Genomic DNA, 25,641 nt, shown 5'->3' with positions numbered 1-25,641 from the left:
GTGCGGAAAATTTTCCGCACTTTTTTCATCCTTCTAGCCCGTATTGCGCATCCCAGCCGCGATACCTGTGATGGTAATCATCAATGCTTGTTCCACATCGGGATTGACTTGCTCTGGATTTTCACGGAAACGGTGGAGCAATTCCACTTGCAGTAGATTGAGTGGATCCGTGTAGATATTACGTAATGCAATTGAATCTGCAATCCAAGGTAAATCAGACATCAATTCACTTTGGTGAGAAAGTGAAAGCACAGTTTGAATATCATCTTCAAGTTGCTTACGTAAATTTTCACCTAAATACCAAAGCTCTTTTTTCACTAATCGTTGATCATATTGTTGGGAAAGCCAAGTATCCGATTTACTAAAGACCATTTCCAACATTCCGATTCGCGTTGAAAAGAACGGCCAGTTTTCGCACATTTTATGAATAATATCGCCTTTGCCTTGTTCAATAACTTGACGAATAGCTGCACCAGCCCCTAACCAAGCTGGCAGCATTAAACGGTTTTGCATCCAAGCAAAAATCCACGGGATCGCACGTAAACTTTCCACGCCGCCATTTGGATTGCGTTTTGCAGGGCGAGAGCCAAGCGGCAATTTGGAGAGCTCCTGTTCTGGCGTCGCACTACGGAAATAAGGCACGAAATCTTTATCGGCACGCACCACACCACGATAAATATCGCAAGAAATCGTGGAAAGCTCGTCCATTATAGTACGCCATTCTGGTTTTGGTTCTGGTGGCGGTAAAAGATTTGCTTCTAAAATGGCGCTGGCGTAAAGATCAAAGGTTTCTACTGCTACTGCGGGTAAACCCAGTTTGAAACGAATCATTTCGCCTTGTTCTGTTACACGTAAACCATTTTTTAAGGAACGAGGTGGCTGAGAAAGTAATGCCGCATGTGCTGGCGCACCGCCACGACCAATTGTGCCACCACGTCCGTGGAATAAAGTGAGTTCAATGCCAAGTTTTTCTGTTAAATTTACTAAGGCTTCTTGCGCACGGTATTGTGCCCAAGAGGCTGCCATCATTCCCGCATCTTTTGCTGAATCCGAATAACCAATCATTACCATTTGACGATTATTGATCACGCCACGATACCAACCCACATTGAAAAGTTGAGTCATCACTTTTTCGGCTGCATCTAAATCCTCTAAGGTTTCGAATAATGGCACAACAGGAATATGATATGGCACGCCAGCTTCTTTTAAGAGTAAATGAACGGCTAAAACATCAGATGCACTGCGCGCCATCGAAATAACATAACAAGCTATTACACCTTGTTTTTGTTGAGCAATGACTTTACAAGTATCTAAAATTTCTTTGGTTTCAGGCGATGGCGTCCAGTTTTGCGGAATCAATGGACGGCGAGAGCTTAATTCACGAATTAAGAAAGCCTGTTTATCGTCTTCCATCCATTGAGAGTAATCGCCCAAACCAATATAGCGCGTGATTTCAGCAATGGCATCGGTGTGACGGGTGCTTTCTTGGCGAATATCCATTTGGGAAAGTGTCACGCCAAAACAACTAATACGGTGCAAAATATCCAACAATGAACCATTTGCAATAATGCGCATACCACATTGAATTAAAGATTGATAACAATCGTAAAGCGGTTCCCACAGTTGATTATCTTCCAAAATAATCTCGCTTTCGGAGACTCTTGGTGTGCGATTAGATAAGTGATCATCAAAATAAGCTAATGTTGCTGTAAGTTGATTGCGTAAATTTTTTACTACGAAACGATAGGGTTCTAAATGTTCGCCGTATTTATCACGAAATTCATCGCTACATTTCATCATTGAAAGTTCATCGGCTAATTTGCTGATGTCTTGTAAGAATAAATCCGCCGCTTTCCAGCGGGCAAAATAAAGTACTTTTTTGGTAATTTGTGCGGTAACAAATGGATTTCCATCACGGTCGCCGCCCATCCAAGAGGAAATACGCACAGGTTTTAATCCCACCGACAAATCGTAACCTAAAAATTCACGGGCGGTTTCGTTGAGTTGGCGTAAAAACTCTGGCACTGCTTGCCACAAACTGTTTTCTAACATCGCAAAGCCCCATTTCGCTTCATCAAATGGTGTTGGACGAACAGTACGAATTTCGTTGGTATGCCATGCTTCAGCGATTAAACGAAGTAATAGACGCTCAATAATATTGCGTTCTTTTTCCGTTAAATCATGATGTTCTAGCTTGCTTAAACATTTATTGATTTCAATGTGTTTATGAATTAATGAACGACGTGTTGTTTCTGTTGGATGTGCGGTCAGAACAAGCTCAATTAATAATTTTTCGACGGTTTTATGCACCTCTTCCACTGAAGCATTTTGTTCTTTTAAGCGTTTGAAAAGTTCGCTTAAGGATTGAGAAGAACTTTGTGCAAGAGAATGTTCACGGGAAATTGTTTGATATTGTTCTGCTATGTTAGTGAGGTTTAAAAATTGGCTGAAAGCACGTGCGACGGGAATAATATTTTCATTAGAAATACTACCTAGCGTATCGAGCAATGCTTGTCTTGCTTTATCATCGCCAGCACGAGAATTACGAGAAAGTTTACGAATGTTTTCGATTAACTCGAGAATATCCTCGCCCTGTGCATCATTGATGGTTTCTCCGAGAAAACGCCCTAACATACTAATGTTATTGCGCAGAGTACTGTACTCTTGTGTCATAGGAACTCCTAAAAGTAAAAAATAAAATTTGTCAGTTGGCGATAGGTATAACTAAAAATAGGGTGGAGGGCAAATGCTATTCAAGGAAACCTTGAAGATAATCAAGAAAAGCTAAAAAATAGCTAAAAAAGAACCGCACTTTTTAGGGATTGTTTAAAAAGTGCGGTCTATTTTTGCTAAGTTTATAAAATCGATTTAACGGATTTTCGAATAATAAGCTCAGGGGTTATATCAATACGACTATATTGTTGAACACCTTCATCTTTGTGAGTAATTCGTTCTAACAGAATATTTACTGCCTGTCTGCCTAAACGTAGTTTTGATTGATGAATGGTGGTTAATGGTGGCGCATAGAAACGTGAGGCGTGAATATCATCATAGCCGATAATTGACATATCCTCTGGCACACGCAAGCCTTTTTCTGTTAGCGCTGATATTGCACCGAGCGCCATCACATCGTTACAGCAGAATAGGGCGGTTGGTAATTCCTCTTGAGTTAGTAAACGATTCATACATTCATAGCCATCTTCAGGCTCAAATGCACCCTCTAGTACCCAAGACGGATTGATTGTTAATTTAGCTTCTTCCATTGCTTTTTCAAAGCCTTGATAACGCGTTCTTGCGGTAGTTTTATTGAGTTCGCCGCAGATAATCCCGATTTTTTTATGACCGCACTCTATAAGATGTTTGGTTGCTAAATAACCGCCATCAAAACTATGATCATCAATCACATCGGTATTGGCATTTGGGCCCCAATCCATTACAACCATTGGAATAGTGGAAAATGATGAAAGTAAATCCAATGAATCCTGAGTATATTCAGAACACATTACAAGCAAACCATCGACCCTTTTTTTTGCCAACATTTCTAAATGATTTTTGACTTTTTCAGGATCATTTTGTGTGTTACACAAAAATAAAGAATAACCTTGTCGATAGCAATGTTCTTCAACAGAATGGATTATTTCGGCAAAATACGGAGCTTCACTGGTTGTCACAATCATACCAATGGATTTGGTGGTATTGACTTTTAAACTGCGTGCCACAGCACTAGGGGAATAATTAAGTTGTTTAATTGCGGATAACACCGCTTCTTCCGTATCTTTTGCAACGAAACGGGTTTTATTAATTACGTGAGATACGGTTGTGGTGGACACACCAGCCATTTTTGCCACATCTTTAATTGTTGCCATATATTTAAATCCCTAAAAAATTTTTCCTATTATAAAGGTTTGTTGAGAATTTAGTCATCTTTATTGCAAATTTTTTATAAAAAGAAGTGATTTTTTCGTATTATTCTTGCTAGAATGTCTGCGTTATTTTTTTATGAGGAGAACAAAATGAGCGATTTTGGTTATGCAATGATTATGGTTGTTTTTAGTATGTCTGTTGTCGTGGGGCTTGCACTTTCAATCTTTTAATCAAACTAACTTTTTATTATCACCGCAGTTTTGTTTCTACAAAGTGCGGTGATTTTTTTCGGTGTTTTGCTTGCCCGTTTAAAATATGGTAAAACTAATGCCGTTTTATTCACAACGTATATAGGAAGTTCTATGTCAAATTTACAAGCAATTATTGAAGCGGCATTTGAAAAACGTGCAGAAATTACACCAAAAACCGTTGATGCAGAAACGCGCGCGGCAATTGAAGAAGTGATCGAAGGATTAGATTCTGGAAAATATCGTGTAGCCGAAAAAATTGATGGCGAATGGGTAACACATCAATGGTTAAAAAAAGCGGTATTGCTATCTTTCCGCATTAACGATAACCAAATCATTGATGGTGCAGAAACAAAATATTACGACAAAGTGGCATTAAAATTTGCGGATTATACCGAAGAACGTTTTGCTGAAGAAAGTTTCCGTGTTGTGCCTTCTGCAACGGTGCGTAAAGGTGCATACATTTCTAAAAACTGCGTATTAATGCCATCTTATGTAAACATTGGTGCTTACGTTGGCGAAGGCACCATGGTAGATACTTGGGCGACGGTTGGTTCATGCGCACAAATTGGTAAAAACGTGCATTTATCGGGTGGTGTAGGAATCGGCGGCGTGTTAGAACCATTACAAGCTAACCCAACCATTATCGGCGATAACTGTTTTATTGGCGCACGTTCAGAAGTGGTTGAGGGTGTTATCGTTGAAGATGGTTGTGTTATTTCAATGGGCGTATTCATTGGTCAATCAACCAAAATTTATGATCGTGAAACAGGCGAAATTCATTACGGCCGTGTACCAGCAGGTTCTGTGGTGGTATCAGGTAGCCTTCCATCAAAATGTGGAAAATATAGCCTATATTGTGCCGTGATCGTGAAAAAAGTGGATGCAAAAACTTTAGGTAAAGTAGGCATTAACGAATTATTACGTTCTATCGAAGAATAGTAAAAAATAATAAAAAAAGACCGCACTTTTAAAAGTGCGGTCAGAAATTTAAAGCAATTAAGCTGCGAACGGATCACGTAAAATCATGGTTTCTACACGATCAGGGCCAGTTGAAAGAATATCAATAGGTACGCCAGTCACTTCTTCAATACGTTTAATATAGTTAATACAGTTTTGTGGCAATTTATTTACATCTGTGACGCGGAAAGTATTTTCTTTCCAGCCAGGTAATGTTTCATAAATTGGTTCTACACCATCCCAATCTTTCGCCGCTAACGGTGCATATTCAACGATTTCGCCATCTGGCATTTTGTAAGCAACACAGATTTTTACTTCATCAAAACCATCTAATACGTCTAGTTTAGTCATACAGAAACCAGAAATAGAGTTAAGTTGGATTGCACGACGAATGGCGACGGCATCAAACCAACCACAGCGACGTGGACGACCTGTTACCGCACCAAATTCGTTACCTTTACGCGCAATTTCAGCACCCACATCATCAAATAATTCAGTTGTGAATGGGCCACCACCTACACGAGTACAGTAAGCCTTAATGATACCAAGTACATAATCAAGATTGCGTGGGCCAAAACCAGAACCTGTTGCAACACCACCAGCCGTTGTGTTTGAGCTGGTTACATACGGATAAGTACCGTGGTCAATATCTAACATTGTCCCTTGTGCGCCTTCAAATAAAATATGTTCGCCATTTTTGCACGCAGTATCAAGAATTGTAGTGATGTCTGCCACCATACCAGTGATTACATCGGCAATTGCCATTACATCATCTAAGGTTTTTTGATAATCGACAGGTTCAACCTTATAGTAGTTCACTAATTGGAAATTATAGTATTCAAGGATATTTTTGAGTTTTTCGGCAAAGGCTTCTTTATTAAATAAATCGCCTACGCGTAAACCACGACGAGCCACTTTATCTTCATAAGCTGGGCCAATACCACGACCAGTTGTACCTATAGCTTTTTTGCCAAGGGCTGCTTCGCGCGCGTGATCCATAGCCACATGATAAGGCAGAATCAAAGGACAAGCTTCTGAAATTAATAAACGTTCACGAACTTTAATACCTCGGCTTTCAAGTTCGCCCATTTCTTTCATTAATGCTTCAGGCGAAACCACAACGCCATTACCAATTAAGCAAGTTACGTTTGGATGTAACATACCAGATGGAATTAAACGTAATACGGTTTTTTCACCATTGATAATAAGTGTGTGACCTGCGTTATGACCGCCTTGATAACGAACTACGTATTTTACGCGATCCGTCAAAAGATCAACGATTTTTCCTTTACCTTCATCGCCCCATTGTGCGCCTAAGATAACAACGCTTTTTCCCATAATTTCCGCCTTTTATTCGGTTAAATTAGTCAAATGAACAGCCGTTTACTTTACTCTTTTTCGGCTTTAATCTCAATGATATAAAAGAAAAAGTGTGGTGATTTTTCACCGCACTTTAGGTTTAAATTTTATTCAAATAAGGATTTGTGTAACGAGCGTACAATTTCATCAGAATGTTCACTTTGTACTAACATACAAACATTGTTGGTACTTGCCCCATAACTAATCATTCGCACATTATAAGATTGAACAGTATCAAAAATACGTTTTGCCACACCTGAAGTGATATGCAGATCATTGCCAATTAATTTTTCACGTTCTGTCGTTTTTACACCATTTGCTAAAGCTACTAATAAATTTGTTACACCAGCTGATGCAGAAAGCACAACTACGCGTGTATTGGGATCGGCAATGACAATTTTTGCACAAGCTGTCATCGCATCGTGGTTAGCAACAGATGTTCCGCCAAATTTGGCGACTGAGAGATGGGGCATAAGATATTCCTAGATGTTGTGTTTTTTTTAGAATAGTGGGTATAGAAATAACGATTTCATCATTTTTTGTCAAATAAATTTTAATTAACAAATAAATGAACGCATAAAAGAAAAAATAGGATTAGGAAAAATTTGGCTGTTGAGAAAGCCATATAAGTTGTTTAAATGAATAAAAAATAAGTGATATGCTTCATTAATAACCAAACAAACATAAAATTACTTTTTTTGTAAAAAAGTATTTGACGAGGATCATCAAAATTAGCATAATACGCCCCGCAAAGCCGATATGGTTAAGCAAATTAAGTGATGGCTACATAGCTCAGTTGGTTAGAGCACAACACTCATAATGTTGGGGTCGCAAGTTCGAATCTCGCTGTAGCCACCAAATTTGCGGGACTGGCGAAATTGGTAGACGCACCAGATTTAGGTTCTGGCGCCGAGAGGTGTGTGGGTTCAAGTCCCTCGTCCCGCACCATTTATCGCTTTGTAAGTCAAATAGTCGTTGGGGTATCGCCAAGCGGTAAGGCACTGGGTTTTGATCTCAGCATTCCTAGGTTCGAATCCTAGTACCCCAGCCATACTATCAAAAAAGTCTTCTTTATATCCAATCAAAGATTTATCTAATTGGGGTATCGCCAAGCGGTAAGGCACTGGGTTTTGATCTCAGCATTCCTAGGTTCGAATCCTAGTACCCCAGCCATATTTTCAATATCTTCGTAATAACTTGCAAAAATCGTTATTTGATCAAAAATTAAAGTTTAGATATTTATTGAGAAACAATGAATATGTAAGAAAAAAGCTAAGATGAATGTCTTAGCTTTTTTGTTATTTTATTTAAATGCGTGAACTAGAATTATGCGCGTTTGAAGTCAATGTGAACCAATTTTGGTTTGAATGGGTGACGTTGCATTGCTTGTACTTTAACTGCAACTTCTTTACCACCGATCACTAAAGTAATCACTTCAGAATAGAAAGATTCATGTGCTTGCGCGTTGTTTAATTCATCGTGGTTTAAGATGATTGAAACGGGTTCTTCGCTGCCACCATAAACGATTGCAGGAATTTGACCATTATGACGCAGGCGGCGGCTCGCACCCTTACCTTGCGCAGTACGAACTTCAGCGTTAAATTTAAATGCCATTTTAATGTTCTCTTTAAATTAATGTTAAAAGAAAGAAAATTGCAGGCGACCCAGCAATTTTCCTAAAAACCGCTCAAAGACAAACCTTGAGAGCGGTGGATTATAGAATATCCTTATTTTCAAATCAAACTTTTTTCTAGGCTTTTTGATTTGAAAAGATTAAAATGTGAACCAATTTTTTATCACATCTATTAATATAATAAAAAAGCAGGAACAAATGGAATTTTTAATTGGATTTTTTACTGAATATGGTTATTGGGCTGTTCTTTTTGTTTTAATTATTTGTGGATTTGGTGTACCTATTCCAGAAGATATAACATTAGTTTCAGGTGGTGTCATTGCGGGGCTTTATCCAGAAAATGTCAATTCTCATTTGATGTTACTGGTTAGTATGATTGGTGTGCTTGCTGGCGATTCCTGTATGTATTGGCTTGGTCGAATTTATGGCACGAAAATTTTACGTTTCCGACCAATACGTAGAATCGTAACATTACAGCGTTTAAGAATGGTGCGTGAAAAATTCAGTCAATATGGCAATCGAGTACTGTTTGTTGCACGATTTTTACCCGGTTTACGCGCTCCAATTTATATGGTATCAGGTATTACACGCCGTGTAAGTTATGTTCGTTTTGTTTTAATAGATTTCTGTGCTGCGATTATTTCTGTACCTATTTGGATTTATCTTGGGGAATTGGGGGCTAAAAATTTAGATTGGCTACATACACAAATTCAAAAAGGTCAAATTGTGATTTATATATTTATTGGGTTACTTGTACTATTCTTTTTTTGGAAATGGAAAAAATCTAAAAAATCAACGCAATAATAGAATAATAAACGGCTAAAAATATTTCTATTTTTAGCCGCACTTTTTAATTTTCTTCTTTATTTTCTTTAAATAAGCCTGATGCACCCTCCGAATAATCTCTAGGCTGTTCATTTTGAGATTTATCTGTTGCAGTAATTAACTGTTGGGTAAATAAACCTTTTTGATCTTTTTCGCCCAGTAAGTTATTGGAAGAGGTTGCGTAGTGGCGATAAAGTTTTTGATAATCGTTAATTAAGGTTTTGAATAACTCAGCACTTTCTGCGAAATGTTTTTCGATTTGCGCCTTTTGTGTATCAAGTTGGGTTTTAACTGTTTTTAATTCAGCTTCTGTTTTAGCTTGATGTTTTACGGAGCCTTTGGTTAAACGCACAATAATGTAACCAATAAATAATCCAACAATAAAAGCGATACCAATTGCTACCCAAATTTCATTGGTCAAATTTTCCATAATATTCTCCTGTTTATTCGGCTTAAAAAACTAACAAGTTGCAATAATAACAATTTCAACTTTCCAACGAGGATCCGCTAATTTAGCTTCCACTGTCGCTCGACTTGGTGGGCTAACATGATCGACCCATTCATCCCAAGCTTGATTTAATTGTGCATAATCTTTCATATCAGCTAAGAAAATTTGCGCAGTTAAAATATTTCTTTTATTGGAGCCAATTTCTGCTAACAATTTATCAATTAAACCTAATACTTCTTTGGTTTGTTCGTAGGCATTTTGCTCGATGGTTAATTCTGGAACTTGCCCTGCAAAATAGGCGAGGTTGTTATGAATTGAAACTTCACTTAAACGTGCACTGGGTAAAATGCGTTGAATTGTCATAGGGTTCTCCTTTGGGGTGTTTTCTTCTATTCTAAATAGCCTTTACTGCTTTGTAAAATCCTCTTTACTAGGCTAAAATATCCGACAATTATTCTCAATTATTTAATTATTATGAAACTGCTTATTTCTAATCAGCACGGTGCTATTGTTATGGCATTGGTGCCTTTTATTTACGGTATGTTGCTTGCTAATCCAGTATGGGCACACTTATTTTTATTATTAGGATGGTTTTCGCTTTATTTGATGACTTATCCTTTTTTGAATTTGTTTAAAGGTAAAAATTTTGAGTTATATAAAAAATGGTCTGTGATTTATTTTGCTGCCGCCGTGATTTTTGCGATTCCCGCGTTAATTTATAATTGGCAAGTGCTTTATTTTATGTTTGCCATGTTACCGTTTGTTGCGGTGAATATTTATTTCACCAAGAAAAAAGATGAGCGCAATTTATGGAATGACTTGGCAGGGATCTTAATTTTTGCTCTAGCTGGAATGGGATCCTATTACTTTTCTGACCGAACTTTTGATGAAAAAATACTTTGGGTGGCGATTTATCCAACATTATTTTTTATTGGAACAACACTTTATGTAAAATCAATGATGCGTGAACGAAAAAATCCACGTTATTTTTGGGCATCAGTGATTTTTCACTTATTATGTGCGCTGATTTTTGTGGTTTCGCAACAATTTATTTTAGCATTAGCTTTTGTGCCTGGATTAGTGCGAGCCGTTTATTTGCCCACTAAAAAGCTTTCTGTTATGCAAGTTGGACTAATCGAATTTGCGATTACTGCCGTGTTTTTTATTTTACTTTTAGTAGCAACCTTGTAAATGAAACTGAAGTTATTTTTTCATATAGTATTACTTTGTTTTAGTTTGCCTATTTGGGCAATGAAAACCGTTGATGTTACAGCGAGTCCGAAAATGGATGATCAAGCAAGAATGAATTTGGCACAAGAGTTTGCCAATAAACAACAATGGATCGACGTTTTCAATATTATGTATCCAATGGCGTTAGAAGGAAATATAACGGCTCAAAGCAATCTAGGTATGTTATATAACCTTGGGCGTGGCACGGTGAGAGACTATGAAAAGGCTTATTGGTGGTTTAGCGAAGCGGCAGAGAAGGGCAGTGTGAAAGGGCTAAATAACCTTGGCGTTATGTATCTACGTGGCGATTACGTCAAACAAAATACAGAGCAAGCCATTAAGCTTTTTGAACGTACAGCTCGAGCTAAAGATACGGATGCGATGATGATGTTAAGTAATATTTATCGCTTACAAAACCAACCTGAAAAATCATTAGAATGGCTGAAAAAAGCGGCTGAATTAGGTAATCAGGAAGCAAAACAGCGTTTATCTAGTCAGCCATAATCTAAAAGTGCGGTTATTTTAATCGCACAAATTTCACGCCACTATGTTGCAATAGCAATTTCATTGGATCTTCATCATTCGAGACTGTTTTTTCACGTAATTCAATTAATTTCATCCGTAAATGGGCGAGTTCGTGAATCCTTGTTGCCACCTCTTTAATGTGTTTATCTAACACACGATTAATTTCTTCTGCTTGTTGTTTGGAGGCATTTTCTAAATTCAGTAGGCTTTTTATTTCACTTAATGAAATATCTAAATTTCGGCAGTTACAAATAAATGATAAACGTTGCAAGTGTTCTTCATTATATTGGCGAAAATTGCCTGAAGTGCGTTTTGGGGGCGGGATTAAACCTTGTTGTTCATAATAACGAATGGTTTCTACGGTACAGCCTAGGGCTTTAGCAAGTGCTCCAATTTTCATCAATTTCCTTAAAAAATGACTTGATTCTAAAGTTACTTCATATTTTATCATACGCCTAGATTTTCTTAAACAAACAAGGAGTATCCAAAATGGAATTGAAAAAAATCGCTGTGGGATTAACCGCACTTTTAGGTATGTCTGTTGCTAACGCACACAATGTTTGGCTTGAGCCTGCTTCATCGCAAGATGAATACGTGGTGAAATTTGGACATGAACAAACTGAAACCTATCCAGAATCTAAACTTAAATCTATCCAAGCCTTAAATTCGCAAGGCAAATTAACTGCCGTTGATTACCAATTCAGAAATGGCGAAGCCTATCTTATGCCTAAATCAGATTTAGTTTTCGTTCATTTCGATAATGGTGTATGGTCAAAATTACCAAGCGGTAAATACGTTGAAAAAACAAAACGTGAAGAACCAACAGCAGAATTTAGTACCAATCCTGTTAAATTTGGTAAAGCGATTTTGAAATGGGATGCTGAATCTTTCAAATCTCATCAACAAGCTTACGAATTGATTCCTCAAGAAAAAGCACAAGCGAATAAACCGCTTTCTATCCTTGTTTTACATAATGGTAAACCCGTTCAAGGCATTAAAGTGGGTGTGAGTGAAGATGCACCGTTCAATTTAACTAATGAAAAAGGTATCGCTCAATTTACGCCAACTAAAGGCTTCAACAAAGTATGGGCAGAGTTTGAGGAAAAAGTAACAAATAATGCGGATTACGATCGTCGAACTGTGGAATATATGCTAACTTTTGACGCACAATAATATGGATTTGGGATGAAAAAATTTGCTTTTTTAACCGCACTTTTTGCGGCTTGCTATCTCCCGAATGCTTATGCCCACGCACTTTATGTGTTTGCCCAATATGATGGGCAAACACTCTCTGGCAAATCCTATTATTCTGATATGACCCCAGCAGCTGAAACTTATTTAGAAGTTTTCCGCTCAGGTGTTTCTGATCCCGTTTTAACTGGAAAAACAGACCGCCAAGGTGCATTTAAGCTTTCTATTGCTGATGTGCCACACACAACCTTAAAAGTGGTGGTGGAAGGCGATGAAGGACACCGTGCGTCAGTGGTTGCCGCTCATACCTCTGCCGAAAATCAAAGCGGTGCAGATTTAATGCTGCTTCGTGAAGATATTGCACATTTAAAAGATAAAATTTATTTGCATGATATTTTAGGTGGAATCGGTTATATCGTTGGTATTGCTGGACTTATTGCTTTACGTAATGCGCGTAAAATTAAACAAGGACGTATTTAATGCATTTATCTGAAGGCGTGTTACATACGCCTATTTTATTAGCTGGCGCAGTGCTTGCTGTTGCGGGCATTGCTGTGGGGTTACGTCGTTTAGAATCAGAACGTTTACCGCTCACCGCACTTTTTGCCGCTGCATTTTTTGTGGCAGGAACCATTCATGTGCCTGTAGGAATTGGTAGCGTGCATTTAATTTTAAATGGTATGGCTGGTTTATTCCTTGGGTGGGCTGTTTTTCCTGCGTTTCTTATCGCACTTTTATTGCAAGTCATCTTCTTTTCTTTTGGCGGATTTGCCGTGTTAGGTGTCAATCTTTGCGTGATGGCAATACCAGCTGTGATCGCTTATTATCTTTTCCGTTCTCGTTTACAACCGCACATGGCATTAAAAGATCGCTTATTAGTCGGTATTGGTGCTGGCGTTATTGGCGTTGGCGGGGCAGGCGCGCTTGCTTCTTTTGTGCTGATGTTAGATGGTGGAAAAAGTTATCTGAATCTTGTTTGGCTCTTGCTAGTCTCTCATCTTCCGGTATTTATTTTGGATAGTATTATCAGCGTAGGGGTGATTACCTTGCTTGGTAAAATGTATCCTGAAGTCATGAATCGTACCCAGAATGTCTCTTAATGAAAATTCATCGCTTATTTCAACCGCACTTTAGGTTGATTTATCTGTTTATCTGGGGGCTAATCATTAGTGGATTGAATGATCTTACTTGGCTTATCTCCCTTAATGTGCTTGCAGTTTCTCTCTTTTTTATTTCACTGCAGCTCAGTCAAAAATCTTTTTTGCCTTACCTTAAACGTTGGTTTGCTTTAGTCATTTTTATTGCTTTAATGTGGGCAACATTAAGTTGGCAAATTGGAGAAAATGGCATTGAACTCAATTTTCAAGGCATCGAATTAGCAGAAAAATTAAGTTTACGGACTCATTTATTGCTGATTTCTCTTTGGCTTTTTTTGTGGAATATTAATGATGCAGTACTTGTTCAAGCCATTGGTAAATTGCCTTTGCCAGAAAAATTAATTCAACTTTTTGTGCTGACTGTACGTTACATTGCACTGCTTGGCGAACTGCGTCAAAAAATGGATATTGCCATGCGAGCTCGTGGATTTCGTCCTGGGCTTAATCGCCGAACCCTTTATGTGACGGCTCAAAGTGTCGCTTTATTATTGATTCATGCTCTGCTGAAAGCTGAAACTGCGCAAATGGCGTTAAAATGTCGTGGTTTTCAGTTCGGCAAAAAGAGAGAAAAATAACATGTTAGCTGTAAATAATCTTTATATAGAACGCAATGGTAGAGCGATTATTCAAGATTTGAGTTTTACCTTGGAAGGTCAAAAACGTCTTTTCGTACAAGGGGAAATTGGTTCAGGAAAAACCACTTTACTCCTTGCTTTGTTGGGATTTGTTCCTGTAACCAAAGGGGAAATTAAACTATTTGACCAAGTTTGTCGTGAAGAAAAAGATTTTGCACCCTTTCGTGGCACGATTGGTATTTGTTTTCAAAATGCCGATGATCAACTTTTTGGCCCAACAGTGTTGGATGATGTTGCCTTCGGGCCATTAAACCAAAATATGCCTAGAGAGCAGGCATATCATATTGCAGAGCAGCAATTAGAACGTCTTGGTATCACAGGTTTAAAAGATCGTATGGTGCATACCCTATCTGGTGGTGAGAAAAATTTCACGGCACTTGCGGGTGTTTTAGCGATGCAGCCAAAAATTTTATTATTAGATGAACCCACCAATGGATTAGATCGAAAAAACACTGAAAAATTGACCGCACTTTTGCGTGAGCTTTCCTTACCCATTTTGATTTCATCCCATCATCATGGATTTATTAACGAATTAGCCACAGAAATTATTAGATTTACCAACAAATGAACCATTGCCGAGAATTTATTAATGATTAAATAAAATTAAAGCCTTGATAATCAAGGCTTTATTTTTTACTTACAATATTTTAGAGGATATTATTTCTAACCCTATTAAAGCACTTTCACAATGCTTTCACATAAATAGCGAATATTATCTTCAGTAATACCAGCCACATTGATACGACCAGAACGAACAGCATAAATTGCAAATTCTTCTTTTAAGCGATCCACTTGTTCCCCTGTTAATCCACTGAAAGAGAACATACCGTTTTGTTCAATGATAAAGCTGAAATCTTGTTCTGCACCATATTCTTTTAATAACTGAACGAATAAATGACGCATTTTTTTGATACGTTCACGCATTTCAGTTAATTCATTTTCCCACTCTTGGCGAAGTTGAGTGTCATTTAATACTGTTGCTACAGTTGCGCCGCCGTGAGATGCAGGGTTAGAGTAGAGTGTACGAATAATTGATTTCACTTGTGTTAATGCGGTTGATGCAATTTCTGCATTTTCAGCCACAAGAGTAAAGGCGCCTACACGCTCATTGTATAAACCAAAGTTTTTCGAGAATGAACTCGCTACTAACAATTCTTTGTGGTTTGCCGCAAAAGCACGCAAGCCATAAGCATCTTCATCTAAGCCATTGGCTAAACCTTGATAAGCAAAGTCAAAGAGCGGCAACCAGCCATTTTTTGCTGAAAGTGCGGCTAATTCTTGCCATTGTTCAGGGGTTGGGTCAATACCAGTCGGATTATGGCAACAACCGTGTAAAAGCACCACATCGCCTTCGCTTGCTTGGCTTAAATCTTCAAGTAAATGATCCCAATCAAGGGCTTTGCGTTCAGCATCATAATAACGATATTCACGAATTGTCATACCGACGGCATTGAAAATCGCATTGTGGTTTGGCCATGTTGGTGTGCTGATCCAAACATTTTGTGCTTTAGTTTGACGTTTAATAAATTCTGCCGCAATGCGTAATGCGCCTGTTCCGCCTAAACTTTGTACTGTTCTCGCACGATTAGATTTGATGACTTCAGAATCTTTACCGAAAAGTAACGCTTTTGTTTGTTCGTTATAATCCGCAATACCATCGATAGTCAGATAATTTTTCGTTTTTTCCTTATCAAATAAGCGTTTTTCTGCTTCTTTCACTGCACACATAATTGGGGTTGTGCCTTGCGCATCTTTATAAACGCCAATGCCCAAATTGATTTTATTTTCGCGAGTTTCGGATTTGAATGCTTCGCCTAAGCCTAAGATTGGATCGGCTGGTGCCGCTTTAATATGTTCAAACATAGCTTTTCCTTATGTATCAGTTGTGTGGTGGATAATTTTATACTTCAGCCGTTTTATTTTATCAAGAAAGATTTTTATAAAAATTAACCGCACTTTGATATTTTTAAATATTCATCAAAAAGTGCGGTCATTTTTTACATTATTTTAGTTTTTCAACCGCCCAATTTAATCCCGATTGATAATCTTCGGGTAATTCAGCGCGAAGTTTTTCTAATTGTTGAATAATGACTGCTTTATTGGGATGAGAAAGATTGATATGCCCAACCTTACGCCCAGCCCTCACTTCTTTACCGTACCAATGAAGTTGTGCAAAAGGTATATTAAGCCATTTTGGATTATGGTTTGTGCCAATTAAATTTACCATTACACTTGGGGCAAAAATTTGTAAGTCAGGTGTTGGCAAATCAAGTAGCGCGCGTAAATGTAATTCAAATTGACTAATAGCACATCCCAGTTGTGTCCAATGTCCACTGTTATGTACGCGAGGCGCAAGTTCGTTAATTAGTAATTTGTCGCCTACAACAAAACATTCCATTGCCATCACACCCACATAGCCTAATTTATCCATAATTTTGCCGAGCATTGTTTCAGCTTGTTTTTGTTGTGCGGATTGTTGAGGAAATGCACTATCAACCACACTGTAACGCAAAATACCATTTTGTTGCAGGTTATGCGTAACGGGATAAAAACGCTTTTCGCCATTTTTAAATCTTGCGCCTACAATAGAAACTTCATAATCGAAAGGAATAAATTTTTCTGCGATCACTTCACCAAATAAGTCATCAGTGATGTCCGCTTTGTTTTCATCGCTGATAATCCATTGACCACGCCCATCATATCCGCCTGTTCTACGTTTGACGACAACTTTCTCGCCAACAATTTGGAAAACATCATTCCATTGCGTTTTATCTTTTAATAAACACCAAGGCGAGGTAGAAAGATTGAGTTCATCAAGTAAGGATTTTTGCGTAAAACGATCGGCCAATAATCCAAATACATGTTGATTGACGAAGTTTTTATGATTGCCGAGTAATTCAGTTAAAGGCATTTTTTCCCAGCGTTCAATTTCTGCCGTGATGATCGCATTTTCAGGTAAGTCAAAAACTGGCGCATTGAAGGCTAAGGGTTCAACATAAATATCTAAAGGTGTGCCTGCGTAACCTAACATTCTGCCGAGTTGTCCGTTGCCAAGTACATAAACCGTTGGGTATAAGGTGGAGTTTTGCATAATATTTCTCGTTAAATTTACGAAAAAAACAACCGCACTTTAAAAGTGCGGTCAGATCTAAAGATGTTTTTATGTGCGTGGATCGGGATTGTCCAGTACAGCACGAGTTTGGCTTTCACGGAAAGATTGCAAGCGTGAAAGCAATTCTGCATCCCAACTTGCTAGAATTTGTGCGGCTAACAATCCAGCATTTGCGGCACCCGCAGGGCCAATTGCTAATGTTCCGACTGGAATCCCTTTTGGCATTTGCACAATTGAATAAAGGCTATCTACGCCACTTAACATAGAACTTTTTACTGGCACGCCCAGCACTGGCACAAGGGTTTTCGCTGCGATCATACCAGGTAAATGTGCCGCACCGCCAGCCCCAGCAATAATCACTTTGTAGCCATTTTTTTGTGCATTTTCAGCAAATTCAAAAAGTTTATCAGGCGTACGATGAGCAGAGACGACTTCCACATGATAAGGTACTTTTAATTCATCTAAAATCTGAGTTGCCTCTTGCATGGTAGCCCAATCGCTTTTGGAACCCATTACAACGGCAATTTGTGCAGTGTTTGACATGCTATTTTCTCAATTTTCTAATTAAAAACGTGGCATAGAATAGCATAGATTACATATATTGAGCAAACGTTTGCCAAATGGCTTTTATAGGAAAATACCATTGCAACTTTAAGGATAAAATTTTATCCTAAGCACAATTTTTATAAGAATAGGTCAAATTATGTTAGATCGTAGGGTGGGCTTTAGCCCACCATTTTTATTCATTTAGCCCACCGTTTTTTATCCATTTAGCCATAACAAAAGTGGGCTGAAGCCCACCCTACAACTAATTAAAAACGTGGCGTAGAATAGCATAGATTACATATATTGAGCAAACGTTTGCTATTTATGTAAGTATTAATGGGGATTATTTTATAATTATTTGATTTTTAAATTTTAGTAACTATACTTGATACCAAATTAATGGGCGATAGTTTATATGGGACGAACTGAAAAATTATTAGATAAGCTCGCACAATCAAAATCTACATTTAATTGGAATGAATTAGTTTCTTTGTTAGCTCAACAAGGTTATGAAAAGCGAGAAATGGCAGGCTCTCGAGTGAGATTTTATAATAGAACACTCGAACATACGATTTTGTTACACAAGCCCCACCCTGAAAATTATATTAAAGGCGGTGCTTTAAAGTCAGTGAAAGAATCATTAAAACAGGTAGGTATTCTATGAAGTTATTAAATTATAAAGGTTATGTTGGCACGATTGAGGCGGATTTAGAAAACAATATATTATTTGGCAAACTTGCTTACATTCGTGATTTAGTGACTTACGAAGCAGAGTCATTATCTGAGCTAGAAAAAGAATTTCGTCAATCTGTTGATTTATATTTACAAGATTGTTTGGAATTAGGTAAAGAACCGAATAAGCCTTTTAAAGGTGTATTTAATGTACGAATTGGCGAGGAATTGCATAGAGAAGCTACGATCATAGCAGGCGATCGTTCTCTTAATGCTTTTGTTACGGAAGCGATTCAAGAAAAAATTTTTCGTGAAAAACCAAGTTTAAGATAACAAAACGTATTTACATTTTCTTTCATCAAAAGTAGGTCAAATTATGTTAGCCAAAGCAAAATATAGAAAAGATTACAAACAACCAGATTTTACGGTCACAGACATTTATTTAGATTTTCAACTTGATCCTAAACATACTGTGGTAACCGCAACCTCAAAATTCCAACGCTTAAATAATGAAGCGACTTCTTTGCGTTTAGACGGGCATAGCTTCCAGTTTTCTTCTATTAAATTTAATGGCGAGCCATTTACTGCCTATCAACAAGATGGCGAGAGTTTAACGCTCGATTTAAAAGGTAAAAGTGCGGAAGAATTTGAACTTGAAATTGTGACCTTCCTTATGCCAGCTGAAAATACTTCATTACAGGGGCTATATCAGTCTGGCGAAGGCATTTGTACGCAATGTGAGGCGGAAGGTTTCCGTCAAATCACTTATATGCTTGATCGTCCTGATGTGTTAGCGCGTTACACAACCAAAATTACGGCAGATAAAATTAAATATCCATTCTTACTTTCTAATGGCAATCGCATTGCAAGTGGCGAATTAGAAGATGGTCGCCATTGGGTGGAATGGAATGATCCATTCCCAAAACCAAGCTATTTATTTGCTTTAGTGGCGGGGGATTTTGATTTATTACAAGATAAATTTATTACTAAAAGTGGCCGTGAAGTTGCGTTAGAGCTTTACGTGGATCGCGGTAATCTTAACCGTGCAACTTGGGCAATGGAAAGTTTGAAAAAAGCGATGAAATGGGATGAAGATCGCTTTAATTTAGAATACGACTTAGATATTTACATGATCGTTGCCGTCGATTTTTTTAATATGGGTGCAATGGAAAACAAAGGGTTGAATATTTTTAATTCTAAATTTGTATTAGCCAATCCACAAACGGCAACCGATGAGGATTATCTTGCCATTGAAAGTGTGATTGCACACGAATATTTCCATAACTGGACAGGCAATCGTGTGACTTGCCGTGATTGGTTCCAATTAAGTTTGAAAGAAGGCTTAACGGTTTTCCGCGATCAAGAATTTTCTTCTGATACAGGTTCGCGTGCTGTGAATCGCATTAATAATGTGAAATTTTTACGTACCGTGCAATTTGCCGAAGATGCAAGCCCAATGTCACACCCAATTCGCCCTGAAAAAGTGATTGAAATGAATAATTTTTATACCGTAACCGTATATGAAAAAGGGGCGGAAGTGATTCGTATGTTGCACACTTTATTAGGGGAGCAAGGCTTCCAAAAAGGGATGCAGCTTTATATTGCTGAAAATGATGGCAAAGCGGCAACCTGTGAAGACTTTGTTTCTGCGATGGAACGAGCAAATAACCTCGATTTAAATCAATTCCGCCGTTGGTATAGCCAATCGGGTACACCAGAATTATTGATTAGCGATGCTTATGACGAAAAAACGCATACTTATCGTTTAACGGTTTCACAATCCACACCGCCAACCGCAGATCAAATGGAAAAAGTGAATTTACATATTCCATTAAAAATCGCACTTTATGATGCGAATGGCACGAAACAAATGTTACAACATAATGGCGAATTGTTGAGTGATGTATTAAATGTTACTGAAAAAGACCAAGTCTTTGAGTTTCACGGCATTTATGGTCGCCCAATTCCAGCATTATTATGTGATTTCTCCGCGCCAGTAAAACTTGATTATGATTATAAAACGGAGCAGTTATTAGGCTTGCTTAAATTTGCAGGCAATCAATTTATCCGTTGGGATGCGGCACAAATGCTATTTGCGCAAGAATTACGTCGTAATGTTGTGCGTTTCCAACAAGGCGAGGCACTAGAAATTTCGCCTGAAATTTTAACCGCACTTTCTTATGTTCTGAACCATTATGAGAAAGATATTGAACTGGCAACATTAATTCTCACACTGCCGAAAGAAATGGAATTTGCGGAAGGTTTCAAAACCATCGATCCTGATGGTATTTCAGCAGCAAGAGCATTTATGCAAGCTCAAATTGCAGAATCTTTAAAAGATGATTTCTTGCGTGTTTATACCCATATTCGTCTTGATGAGTATCAAGTTACGCAACAAGACATCGCCTTGCGTGCAATGCGTAATCTTTGCTTAACTTATTTGGCTTATACTAATTTGGGTAACAACCTAGTACAAAAACACTACAATAATGCGAATAATATGACAGATACATTGGCGGCATTAAGTGTTGCAACTAAAGCGGCATTACCTTGTAGAGATGCGTTGTTAGCTGATTTTGAACAAAAATGGCAGCACGATGGATTAGTAATGGATAAATGGTTTGCATTACAAGCCACTCGCCCAGATGAAAATGTGTTGGAAATTATTCAGTTATTAATGGATCACCCAAGTTTTAACTTCAACAATCCAAACCGTTTACGTGCATTAGTAGGTAGCTTTGCAAATCACAATTTAAAAGCATTTCACAACGTAAGCGGTTCTGGCTATCGTTTCTTAACAGATGTGTTAATCCGTTTAAATGAAAGTAATCCGCAAGTGGCTGCACGTTTAATCGAGCCATTAATTCGTTTTTCTCGCTTTGATGCTCAACGCCAAACCTTGATGAAACGTGCTTTAGAACGCCTAAGTGTCGTAGAAAATCTTTCAAAAGATTTATTTGAAAAGATTGAGAAAGCGTTGCAGTAACACTTGATGATGTGAGAATAGGCTTTATGCCTATTCTCTATTCAATTACCGAATATTTTTAAATGAACTAAAAATTTTTTGACTGCAAATAATTTTCTACCGTATCTACAATGGCTTGCGTTTGAGGATCGATTTCAATATTCACAATATCGCCCACTTTACGTTGCCCCATTAAGGTTCGTTGCAAAGTTTCAGGGATTAAATTTACACAGAATTGAGTGTCTCTTACTTCGCCAATAGTGAGGCTAATGCCATCTACCGCAACAAATCCTTTCGTTAAAATATATTTCATCACATCCGCACTTGGCAGTTCAAACCAAATTTGTCGGTTATTTTCACTAGCGATAATATCTGAAATTTTTGCGGTGCAATAAATATGACCAGATAATAAATGTCCGCCAATTTCCGTTCCCATTTGCATAGCACGTTCGATATTCACATAATCGCCCACTTTTACTGTGCCTAGATTTGTAATTTTTAAAGTTTCTTGCATCAGATCAAAGCTAACCAGATCGCCGTTAATTTCAGTTACAGTTAAACATACGCCGTTATTTGCTACTGATGCGCCAATTTCCAGATCTTTACGCATTTCAGGTGGTAATTTTACTACTTGTGTTCTAAAATTAGCCTTTTCTTTAATGGAGTGGATAGGGGCGGTGCCTTGGACAATTCCAGTAAACATAATTTTTTCCTTTTCTAAAAATTTTTAGCAGTATATCAAATTTATGAATTTTCGTCTTTTATCTCAATACCACACTGATATTAAAAAGTTGATTAAAATTTCCTTGCCTATTTTATTAGCGCAAATTGCACAAAACTCAATGGGATTAGCGGATACCATTATGGCGGGGCGAGTGAGTTCCACTGATATGGCAGCCATTTCTATTGGTGCTTCAATTTGGATGCCATTGATGTTTTTTGGGCAAGGTTTATTGTTGGCATTGCCGCCTACAATTTCTTATTTGAATGGTTCAGGCCAACACCATCGCATTGCACATCAAGTTCGCCAAGGCATTTGGCTTGTGTTAGGCGTGAGTATTCCTTTAGGTTTACTGATTTATTTCTGTGAAATTCCGCTGCAATATATGCAAATGGAAAGCAAAATGTCAGATTTAGCACGCGATTATTTACACGCGATGTTGTGGGGATTGCCAGCTTATTTGATGCTGATTAATTTTCGTTGTTTAAATGATGGGATTGAGAAAACCAAGCCTGCGATGGTCATTACCTTTTTAGGTTTATTGATTAATATTCCGCTTAATTACATTTTTATTTATGGAAAATTTGGTATGCCTGCTTTTGGTGCGGTGGGCTGTGGTATTGCGACAGCTATTGTGAACTGGGCAATGTGCTTAATGATGATTTTCTATTCCTACACGAATACTCAAGAACGTTCACTAAAAGTATTTAGTCAATTAATTGAAATGCCAAATCCGAAAACACTTAAAAAATTACTGCGTTTAGGATTACCCATTGCCATTGCAATTTGTTGCGAAGTGGCGTTATATGCACTTACGTCCTTAATGCTTTCTCCGCTGGGTGCAACTATTGTGGCAAGCCATCAAATTACGCTGAATACTAGTTCTTTTATTTTTATGTTCCCTATGTCGATTGGTATGGCAACGACGATTTTAGTTGGACAAGCATTGGGTGCAGGTTCTCCACAAAATGCGAAGAAAATTGGCTATGCCGCATTATTATTAGGGCTAACTGTGACAATTGTTACTGCATTAATTACGATTTTTTTCCGTTATGAAATTGCATCGATCTTCGTGACAGATGAAATTGTCATCGCCATGGCAGCAAATCTATTATTATTTGCCGCACTTTATCAATTTTCAGATACCATTCAAATGGTGGTTGGTGGTATTTTACGTGGTTATAAAGATACTAAAGTCATTTTATACATTACCCTTTTCTCTTATTGGGTAATTGGTGTGCCACTTGGTTATACGCTAGGTCGTACAGATTGGCTTGTGCCACACATTGATGCGAAAGGTTTCTGGATTGCCTTTGTGGTCTCGCTCACTTTTGCGGCATTCTTACTTTCTTTGAGAATGAAAAAAATGCAAGCTATGAACGACAACGCTATTTTACAACGTTTAGAAAAACTTAAATAAGGAACTTTATGCAACTTCCAGCTTTACAATCGGCAAAATTAATTCGTCGTTACAAACGCTTTCTTGCGGATATTGAACTACCAACTGGTGATGTGATGACAATTCATTGCGCCAATACAGGTGCGATGACTGGCTGCGGTGAAAAAGGCGATACCATTTGGTATTCACATTCTGATAGCCAAACCCGCAAATATCCCCATTCTTGGGAGCTCACACAACTTGCAAATGGACAACTTTGTTGTATCAATACGCATCGTTCTAATCAGCTTGTCTTTGAAGCATTGCAAAATAAACAAATCAAAGAATTAGCAATGTATGATGAAATTTATCCTGAAGTGAAATACGGCGAAGAAAATAGCCGAATTGATTTCTTACTAAAAGGCGAGGGTTTGCCTGATTGTTATGTAGAAGTGAAATCAATCACGCTTGTAAAAGGTAATTTAGGTATGTTCCCCGATGCGGTTACTACGCGTGGACAAAAACACGTTCGTGAATTACTCGCAATGAAAAAACAAGGTCATAGAGCAGTGGTGCTATTTGCTGGGTTACATAATGGGTTTGATCGTTTCAAAATCGCAGAATATATTGATCCTGAATATGATCGCTTATTAAAAGAAGCAATGGAACAAGGTGTTGAAGCCTATGCTTATGTGGGACAATTTGAAATTTCTAATGAAATTCCTACCGCACTTTCTTTGATAGAATCGGTGCCTTATATAAAATAATATTTTTTTGAGAATTATTTTCATTTATTTATTGACAACATTATTGATAACAATTATCATCTAATCATTCCAACAACAATATTAGATAATCACTCCAACATTCCCGCCTATTTCCCCACAAATAGGCGTTTTTTTTATTCACAAATCGCCAAGAATCCCTATAATAAAACCTTTCAAAAAACATAATTAGGAAGTAATAATGACTGACATTAATACCGTTCTCGCGGAACTAAAGCGTGGTACTGATGAAATCCTTTCAGAAGCGGATTTAATCGAAAAACTGAAAGAAAATCGCCCATTAAAAGTAAAATTAGGCGCAGATCCAACCGCACCAGATATTCATTTAGGACATACTGTTGTATTAAACAAATTACGTCAATTTCAACAACTCGGTCATGAAGTCTATTTCTTAATTGGCGATTTTACTGGAATGGTGGGCGATCCATCAGGTAAAAATGCGACTCGTCCTCCGCTCAGCCGTGAAGATGTATTGCGCAATGCGGAAACCTATAAAGAGCAAATTTATAAAATTCTCGATCCTCAAAAAACCAAAATCGTCTTCAACTCTGAATGGTTAAGCAAACTTGGTACAGAAGGTATGATTCGCCTTGCAAGCAACTACACTGTTGCACGTATGCTTGAACGCGACGACTTCAAAAAACGCTTTGGCAACAACCAACCCATTGCCATCCATGAATTTATTTATCCATTACTGCAAGGCTACGATTCCGTTGCATTAGATGCAGATGTGGAACTAGGCGGTACAGACCAAAAATTCAACTTACTTGTTGGTCGTGAATTACAAAAATCAGCAGGCAAAAAACCACAGGTTGCGATTACACTCCCATTACTCGTTGGCTTAGACGGCGAGAAAAAAATGTCTAAATCACTTGGTAACTATATTGGCGTAACGGAAGCACCAAGCGATATGTTCGGTAAAGTGATGTCAATTTCTGATGAACTCATGTGGGATTGGTATAACCTTCTTTCATTCCGTCCATTAAGTGAAATTGCACAATTAAAATCGGAAGTAGAAAACGGCAAAAATCCACGTGATGTAAAAATCTTATTAGCAAAAGAATTAATTGCACGTTTCCACAATGAAGAGGCAGCAAACGCTGCAGAACAAGAATTTATTAACCGTTTCCAAAAAGGCGCAATGCCTGATGAAATGCCTGAATTTACGTTTTCTGGCGAAATTGGTTTAGCCACCTTATTAAAAGAAGCTGGTCTTGTTCCTTCCACTTCTGAAGCGATTCGCTCTGCTCAACAAGGCGGTGTAAAAATCAATGGTGAAAAAGTCGATAACGTAAAAGATAATGCACCGAAAGGCACAAATGTTTACCAAGTGGGTAAACGAAAATTTGCGCGTGTGACTGTGGAATAAAATAGATAAAAAAAATAC

At 37.9% G+C, this 25,641-nt stretch carries 27 protein-coding genes and 4 tRNA genes; 19 read left to right on the top strand and 12 right to left on the bottom strand.

What is annotated here, in order from left to right; genetic code table 11:
• Positions 1–33 precede the first annotated feature (33 nt).
• Together ppc and purR are read right to left on the bottom strand one after the other, a co-directional pair.
• Positions 34–2,673, bottom strand: a complete 2,640-nt coding sequence (gene ppc / locus K6J66_RS08470) for a phosphoenolpyruvate carboxylase (RefSeq protein ID WP_038439969.1) — start codon at positions 2,671–2,673, stop codon at positions 34–36.
• 182 nt (positions 2,674–2,855) lie between these two features.
• Positions 2,856–3,866: an HTH-type transcriptional repressor PurR gene (gene purR / locus K6J66_RS08465; RefSeq protein WP_038439968.1), complete on the bottom strand. Its 1,011-nt coding sequence runs from the start codon at positions 3,864–3,866 to the stop codon at positions 2,856–2,858.
• A 360-nt stretch (positions 3,867–4,226) separates the two neighbouring features.
• Here purR and dapD point away from each other — a divergent pair, with 360 nt between their 5' ends.
• Entirely contained in the window at positions 4,227–5,054 is an 828-nt protein-coding gene (gene dapD / locus K6J66_RS08460; protein WP_005657060.1) for a 2,3,4,5-tetrahydropyridine-2,6-dicarboxylate N-succinyltransferase, read from the top strand.
• A 57-nt stretch (positions 5,055–5,111) separates the two neighbouring features.
• Here the strand turns inward: dapD and purA are convergent, their stop codons facing one another.
• Together purA and K6J66_RS08450 are read right to left on the bottom strand one after the other, a co-directional pair.
• Positions 5,112–6,410 carry an adenylosuccinate synthase gene (purA, locus tag K6J66_RS08455; protein WP_038439967.1) on the bottom strand — a complete coding sequence of 433 codons (1,299 nt, stop codon included), beginning with the start codon at positions 6,408–6,410 and terminating at the stop codon, positions 5,112–5,114.
• Between the two features lie 128 nt (positions 6,411–6,538).
• Positions 6,539–6,904, bottom strand: a complete 366-nt coding sequence (locus tag K6J66_RS08450; protein ID WP_038439966.1) for an ACT domain-containing protein — start codon at positions 6,902–6,904, stop codon at positions 6,539–6,541.
• A 308-nt stretch (positions 6,905–7,212) separates the two neighbouring features.
• On the opposite strand from K6J66_RS08450, the gene K6J66_RS08445 reads away from it, so the two are divergent.
• The 4 genes from K6J66_RS08445 to K6J66_RS08430 all read left to right on the top strand — a co-directional run bounded on the left by K6J66_RS08445 (position 7,213) and on the right by K6J66_RS08430 (position 7,604).
• Positions 7,213–7,289 (top strand) — tRNA-Met (locus tag K6J66_RS08445).
• 5 nt (positions 7,290–7,294) lie between these two features.
• Positions 7,295–7,379 (top strand) — tRNA-Leu (locus K6J66_RS08440).
• A 28-nt stretch (positions 7,380–7,407) separates the two neighbouring features.
• Positions 7,408–7,482, top strand: a tRNA-Gln gene (locus tag K6J66_RS08435).
• Between the two features lie 47 nt (positions 7,483–7,529).
• Positions 7,530–7,604 (top strand) — tRNA-Gln (locus tag K6J66_RS08430).
• A gap of 153 nt (positions 7,605–7,757) precedes the next feature.
• Here K6J66_RS08430 and rplY read toward each other — a convergent pair.
• Positions 7,758–8,045, bottom strand: coding sequence for a 50S ribosomal protein L25 (rplY, locus tag K6J66_RS08425; RefSeq protein ID WP_005633680.1), 288 nt, complete (start codon positions 8,043–8,045; stop codon positions 7,758–7,760).
• A 217-nt stretch (positions 8,046–8,262) separates the two neighbouring features.
• Between rplY and K6J66_RS08420 the strand changes: the two genes are divergently transcribed.
• The gene (locus K6J66_RS08420) at positions 8,263–8,868 is read left to right on the top strand and encodes a DedA family protein (RefSeq protein WP_005653150.1); all 606 of its coding nucleotides are present in this window, start codon (positions 8,263–8,265) and stop codon (positions 8,866–8,868) included.
• Between the two features lie 46 nt (positions 8,869–8,914).
• Here the strand turns inward: K6J66_RS08420 and K6J66_RS08415 are convergent, their stop codons facing one another.
• Positions 8,915–9,319 (bottom strand): Z-ring associated ZapG family protein, encoded by a 405-nt coding sequence (locus K6J66_RS08415; protein WP_038439965.1) that lies wholly within the window; start codon positions 9,317–9,319, stop codon positions 8,915–8,917.
• A 30-nt stretch (positions 9,320–9,349) separates the two neighbouring features.
• The gene (locus K6J66_RS08410; RefSeq protein WP_005647339.1) at positions 9,350–9,700 is read right to left on the bottom strand and encodes a RidA family protein; all 351 of its coding nucleotides are present in this window, start codon (positions 9,698–9,700) and stop codon (positions 9,350–9,352) included.
• A 111-nt stretch (positions 9,701–9,811) separates the two neighbouring features.
• Between K6J66_RS08410 and K6J66_RS08405 the strand changes: the two genes are divergently transcribed.
• Together K6J66_RS08405 and K6J66_RS08400 are read left to right on the top strand one after the other, a co-directional pair.
• Positions 9,812–10,528, top strand: coding sequence for a YwiC-like family protein (locus K6J66_RS08405; protein ID WP_038439964.1), 717 nt, complete (start codon positions 9,812–9,814; stop codon positions 10,526–10,528).
• Positions 10,529–11,071 carry a tetratricopeptide repeat protein gene (locus K6J66_RS08400; RefSeq protein WP_038439962.1) on the top strand — a complete coding sequence of 181 codons (543 nt, stop codon included), beginning with the start codon at positions 10,529–10,531 and terminating at the stop codon, positions 11,069–11,071.
• A 13-nt stretch (positions 11,072–11,084) separates the two neighbouring features.
• On the opposite strand, the gene K6J66_RS08395 is transcribed toward K6J66_RS08400, so the two are convergent.
• The gene (locus tag K6J66_RS08395) at positions 11,085–11,492 is read right to left on the bottom strand and encodes a Cd(II)/Pb(II)-responsive transcriptional regulator (RefSeq protein ID WP_005633867.1); all 408 of its coding nucleotides are present in this window, start codon (positions 11,490–11,492) and stop codon (positions 11,085–11,087) included.
• 89 nt (positions 11,493–11,581) lie between these two features.
• Here K6J66_RS08395 and K6J66_RS08390 point away from each other — a divergent pair, with 89 nt between their 5' ends.
• The 5 genes from K6J66_RS08390 to K6J66_RS08370 are packed head-to-tail and all read left to right on the top strand — an operon-like array spanning position 11,582 to position 14,643.
• Positions 11,582–12,265 (top strand): DUF4198 domain-containing protein, encoded by a 684-nt coding sequence (locus K6J66_RS08390; RefSeq protein ID WP_005689200.1) that lies wholly within the window; start codon positions 11,582–11,584, stop codon positions 12,263–12,265.
• Between the two features lie 12 nt (positions 12,266–12,277).
• Entirely contained in the window at positions 12,278–12,763 is a 486-nt protein-coding gene (locus K6J66_RS08385) for a hypothetical protein (protein WP_005657038.1), read from the top strand.
• Entirely contained in the window at positions 12,763–13,383 is a 621-nt protein-coding gene (gene cbiM / locus K6J66_RS08380) for a cobalt transporter CbiM (RefSeq protein ID WP_032824078.1), read from the top strand. Before K6J66_RS08385 ends, cbiM begins: the two co-directional genes overlap by 1 nt.
• Positions 13,383–14,015: an energy-coupling factor transporter transmembrane component T family protein gene (locus tag K6J66_RS08375; protein WP_032824077.1), complete on the top strand. Its 633-nt coding sequence runs from the start codon at positions 13,383–13,385 to the stop codon at positions 14,013–14,015. The genes cbiM and K6J66_RS08375 overlap by 1 nt, the downstream gene beginning before the upstream one ends.
• Position 14,016: 1 nt before the next feature.
• A complete protein-coding gene (locus tag K6J66_RS08370; protein WP_005671598.1) occupies positions 14,017–14,643 on the top strand; it encodes an energy-coupling factor ABC transporter ATP-binding protein in 627 nt (208 codons plus the stop codon).
• A 104-nt stretch (positions 14,644–14,747) separates the two neighbouring features.
• Here K6J66_RS08370 and K6J66_RS08365 read toward each other — a convergent pair whose 3' ends face one another.
• From K6J66_RS08365 to purE, 3 genes are all read right to left on the bottom strand, one after another.
• Positions 14,748–15,938 (bottom strand): amino acid aminotransferase, encoded by a 1,191-nt coding sequence (locus K6J66_RS08365; RefSeq protein ID WP_038439961.1) that lies wholly within the window; start codon positions 15,936–15,938, stop codon positions 14,748–14,750.
• Positions 15,939–16,077: 139 nt separating this feature from the next.
• On the bottom strand, positions 16,078–17,166 hold the full coding sequence (gene purK / locus K6J66_RS08360) for a 5-(carboxyamino)imidazole ribonucleotide synthase (RefSeq protein WP_038439960.1): 1,089 nt from the start codon (positions 17,164–17,166) through the stop codon (positions 16,078–16,080).
• 69 nt (positions 17,167–17,235) lie between these two features.
• Positions 17,236–17,730: a 5-(carboxyamino)imidazole ribonucleotide mutase gene (gene purE, locus K6J66_RS08355; RefSeq protein ID WP_005664624.1), complete on the bottom strand. Its 495-nt coding sequence runs from the start codon at positions 17,728–17,730 to the stop codon at positions 17,236–17,238.
• 418 nt (positions 17,731–18,148) lie between these two features.
• Between purE and K6J66_RS08350 the strand changes: the two genes are divergently transcribed.
• The 3 genes from K6J66_RS08350 to pepN are packed head-to-tail and all read left to right on the top strand — an operon-like array spanning position 18,149 to position 21,391.
• Positions 18,149–18,397 (top strand): type II toxin-antitoxin system HicA family toxin, encoded by a 249-nt coding sequence (locus tag K6J66_RS08350; RefSeq protein WP_005653200.1) that lies wholly within the window; start codon positions 18,149–18,151, stop codon positions 18,395–18,397.
• A complete protein-coding gene (locus K6J66_RS08345) occupies positions 18,394–18,738 on the top strand; it encodes a type II toxin-antitoxin system HicB family antitoxin (RefSeq protein ID WP_005653201.1) in 345 nt (114 codons plus the stop codon). The genes K6J66_RS08350 and K6J66_RS08345 overlap by 4 nt, the downstream gene beginning before the upstream one ends.
• A 43-nt stretch (positions 18,739–18,781) precedes the next feature.
• The gene (pepN, locus tag K6J66_RS08340) at positions 18,782–21,391 is read left to right on the top strand and encodes an aminopeptidase N (protein ID WP_038439959.1); all 2,610 of its coding nucleotides are present in this window, start codon (positions 18,782–18,784) and stop codon (positions 21,389–21,391) included.
• Positions 21,392–21,458: 67 nt separating this feature from the next.
• Here the strand turns inward: pepN and ribE are convergent, their stop codons facing one another.
• On the bottom strand, positions 21,459–22,073 hold the full coding sequence (gene ribE, locus K6J66_RS08335; RefSeq protein WP_005647294.1) for a riboflavin synthase: 615 nt from the start codon (positions 22,071–22,073) through the stop codon (positions 21,459–21,461).
• 43 nt (positions 22,074–22,116) lie between these two features.
• Here ribE and hmrM point away from each other — a divergent pair, with 43 nt between their 5' ends.
• The 3 genes from hmrM to tyrS all read left to right on the top strand — a co-directional run bounded on the left by hmrM (position 22,117) and on the right by tyrS (position 25,623).
• Positions 22,117–23,511 (top strand): sodium-coupled multidrug efflux MATE transporter HmrM, encoded by a 1,395-nt coding sequence (gene hmrM, locus K6J66_RS08330; RefSeq protein ID WP_038439957.1) that lies wholly within the window; start codon positions 22,117–22,119, stop codon positions 23,509–23,511.
• Positions 23,512–23,519: 8 nt separating this feature from the next.
• Positions 23,520–24,236, top strand: a complete 717-nt coding sequence (gene sfsA, locus K6J66_RS08325; RefSeq protein WP_014550863.1) for a DNA/RNA nuclease SfsA — start codon at positions 23,520–23,522, stop codon at positions 24,234–24,236.
• Positions 24,237–24,435: 199 nt separating this feature from the next.
• Complete coding sequence (gene tyrS, locus K6J66_RS08320; RefSeq protein ID WP_021035315.1) at positions 24,436–25,623, top strand: tyrosine--tRNA ligase; 1,188 nt, start codon at positions 24,436–24,438, stop codon at positions 25,621–25,623.
• Positions 25,624–25,641: the final 18 nt, after the last annotated feature.

This window comes from Haemophilus influenzae (assembly GCF_019703545.1).
Taxonomy (GTDB): Bacteria; Pseudomonadota; Gammaproteobacteria; order Enterobacterales; family Pasteurellaceae; genus Haemophilus; species Haemophilus influenzae_E.
This window is presented reverse-complemented; position numbering and strand designations above follow the sequence as displayed.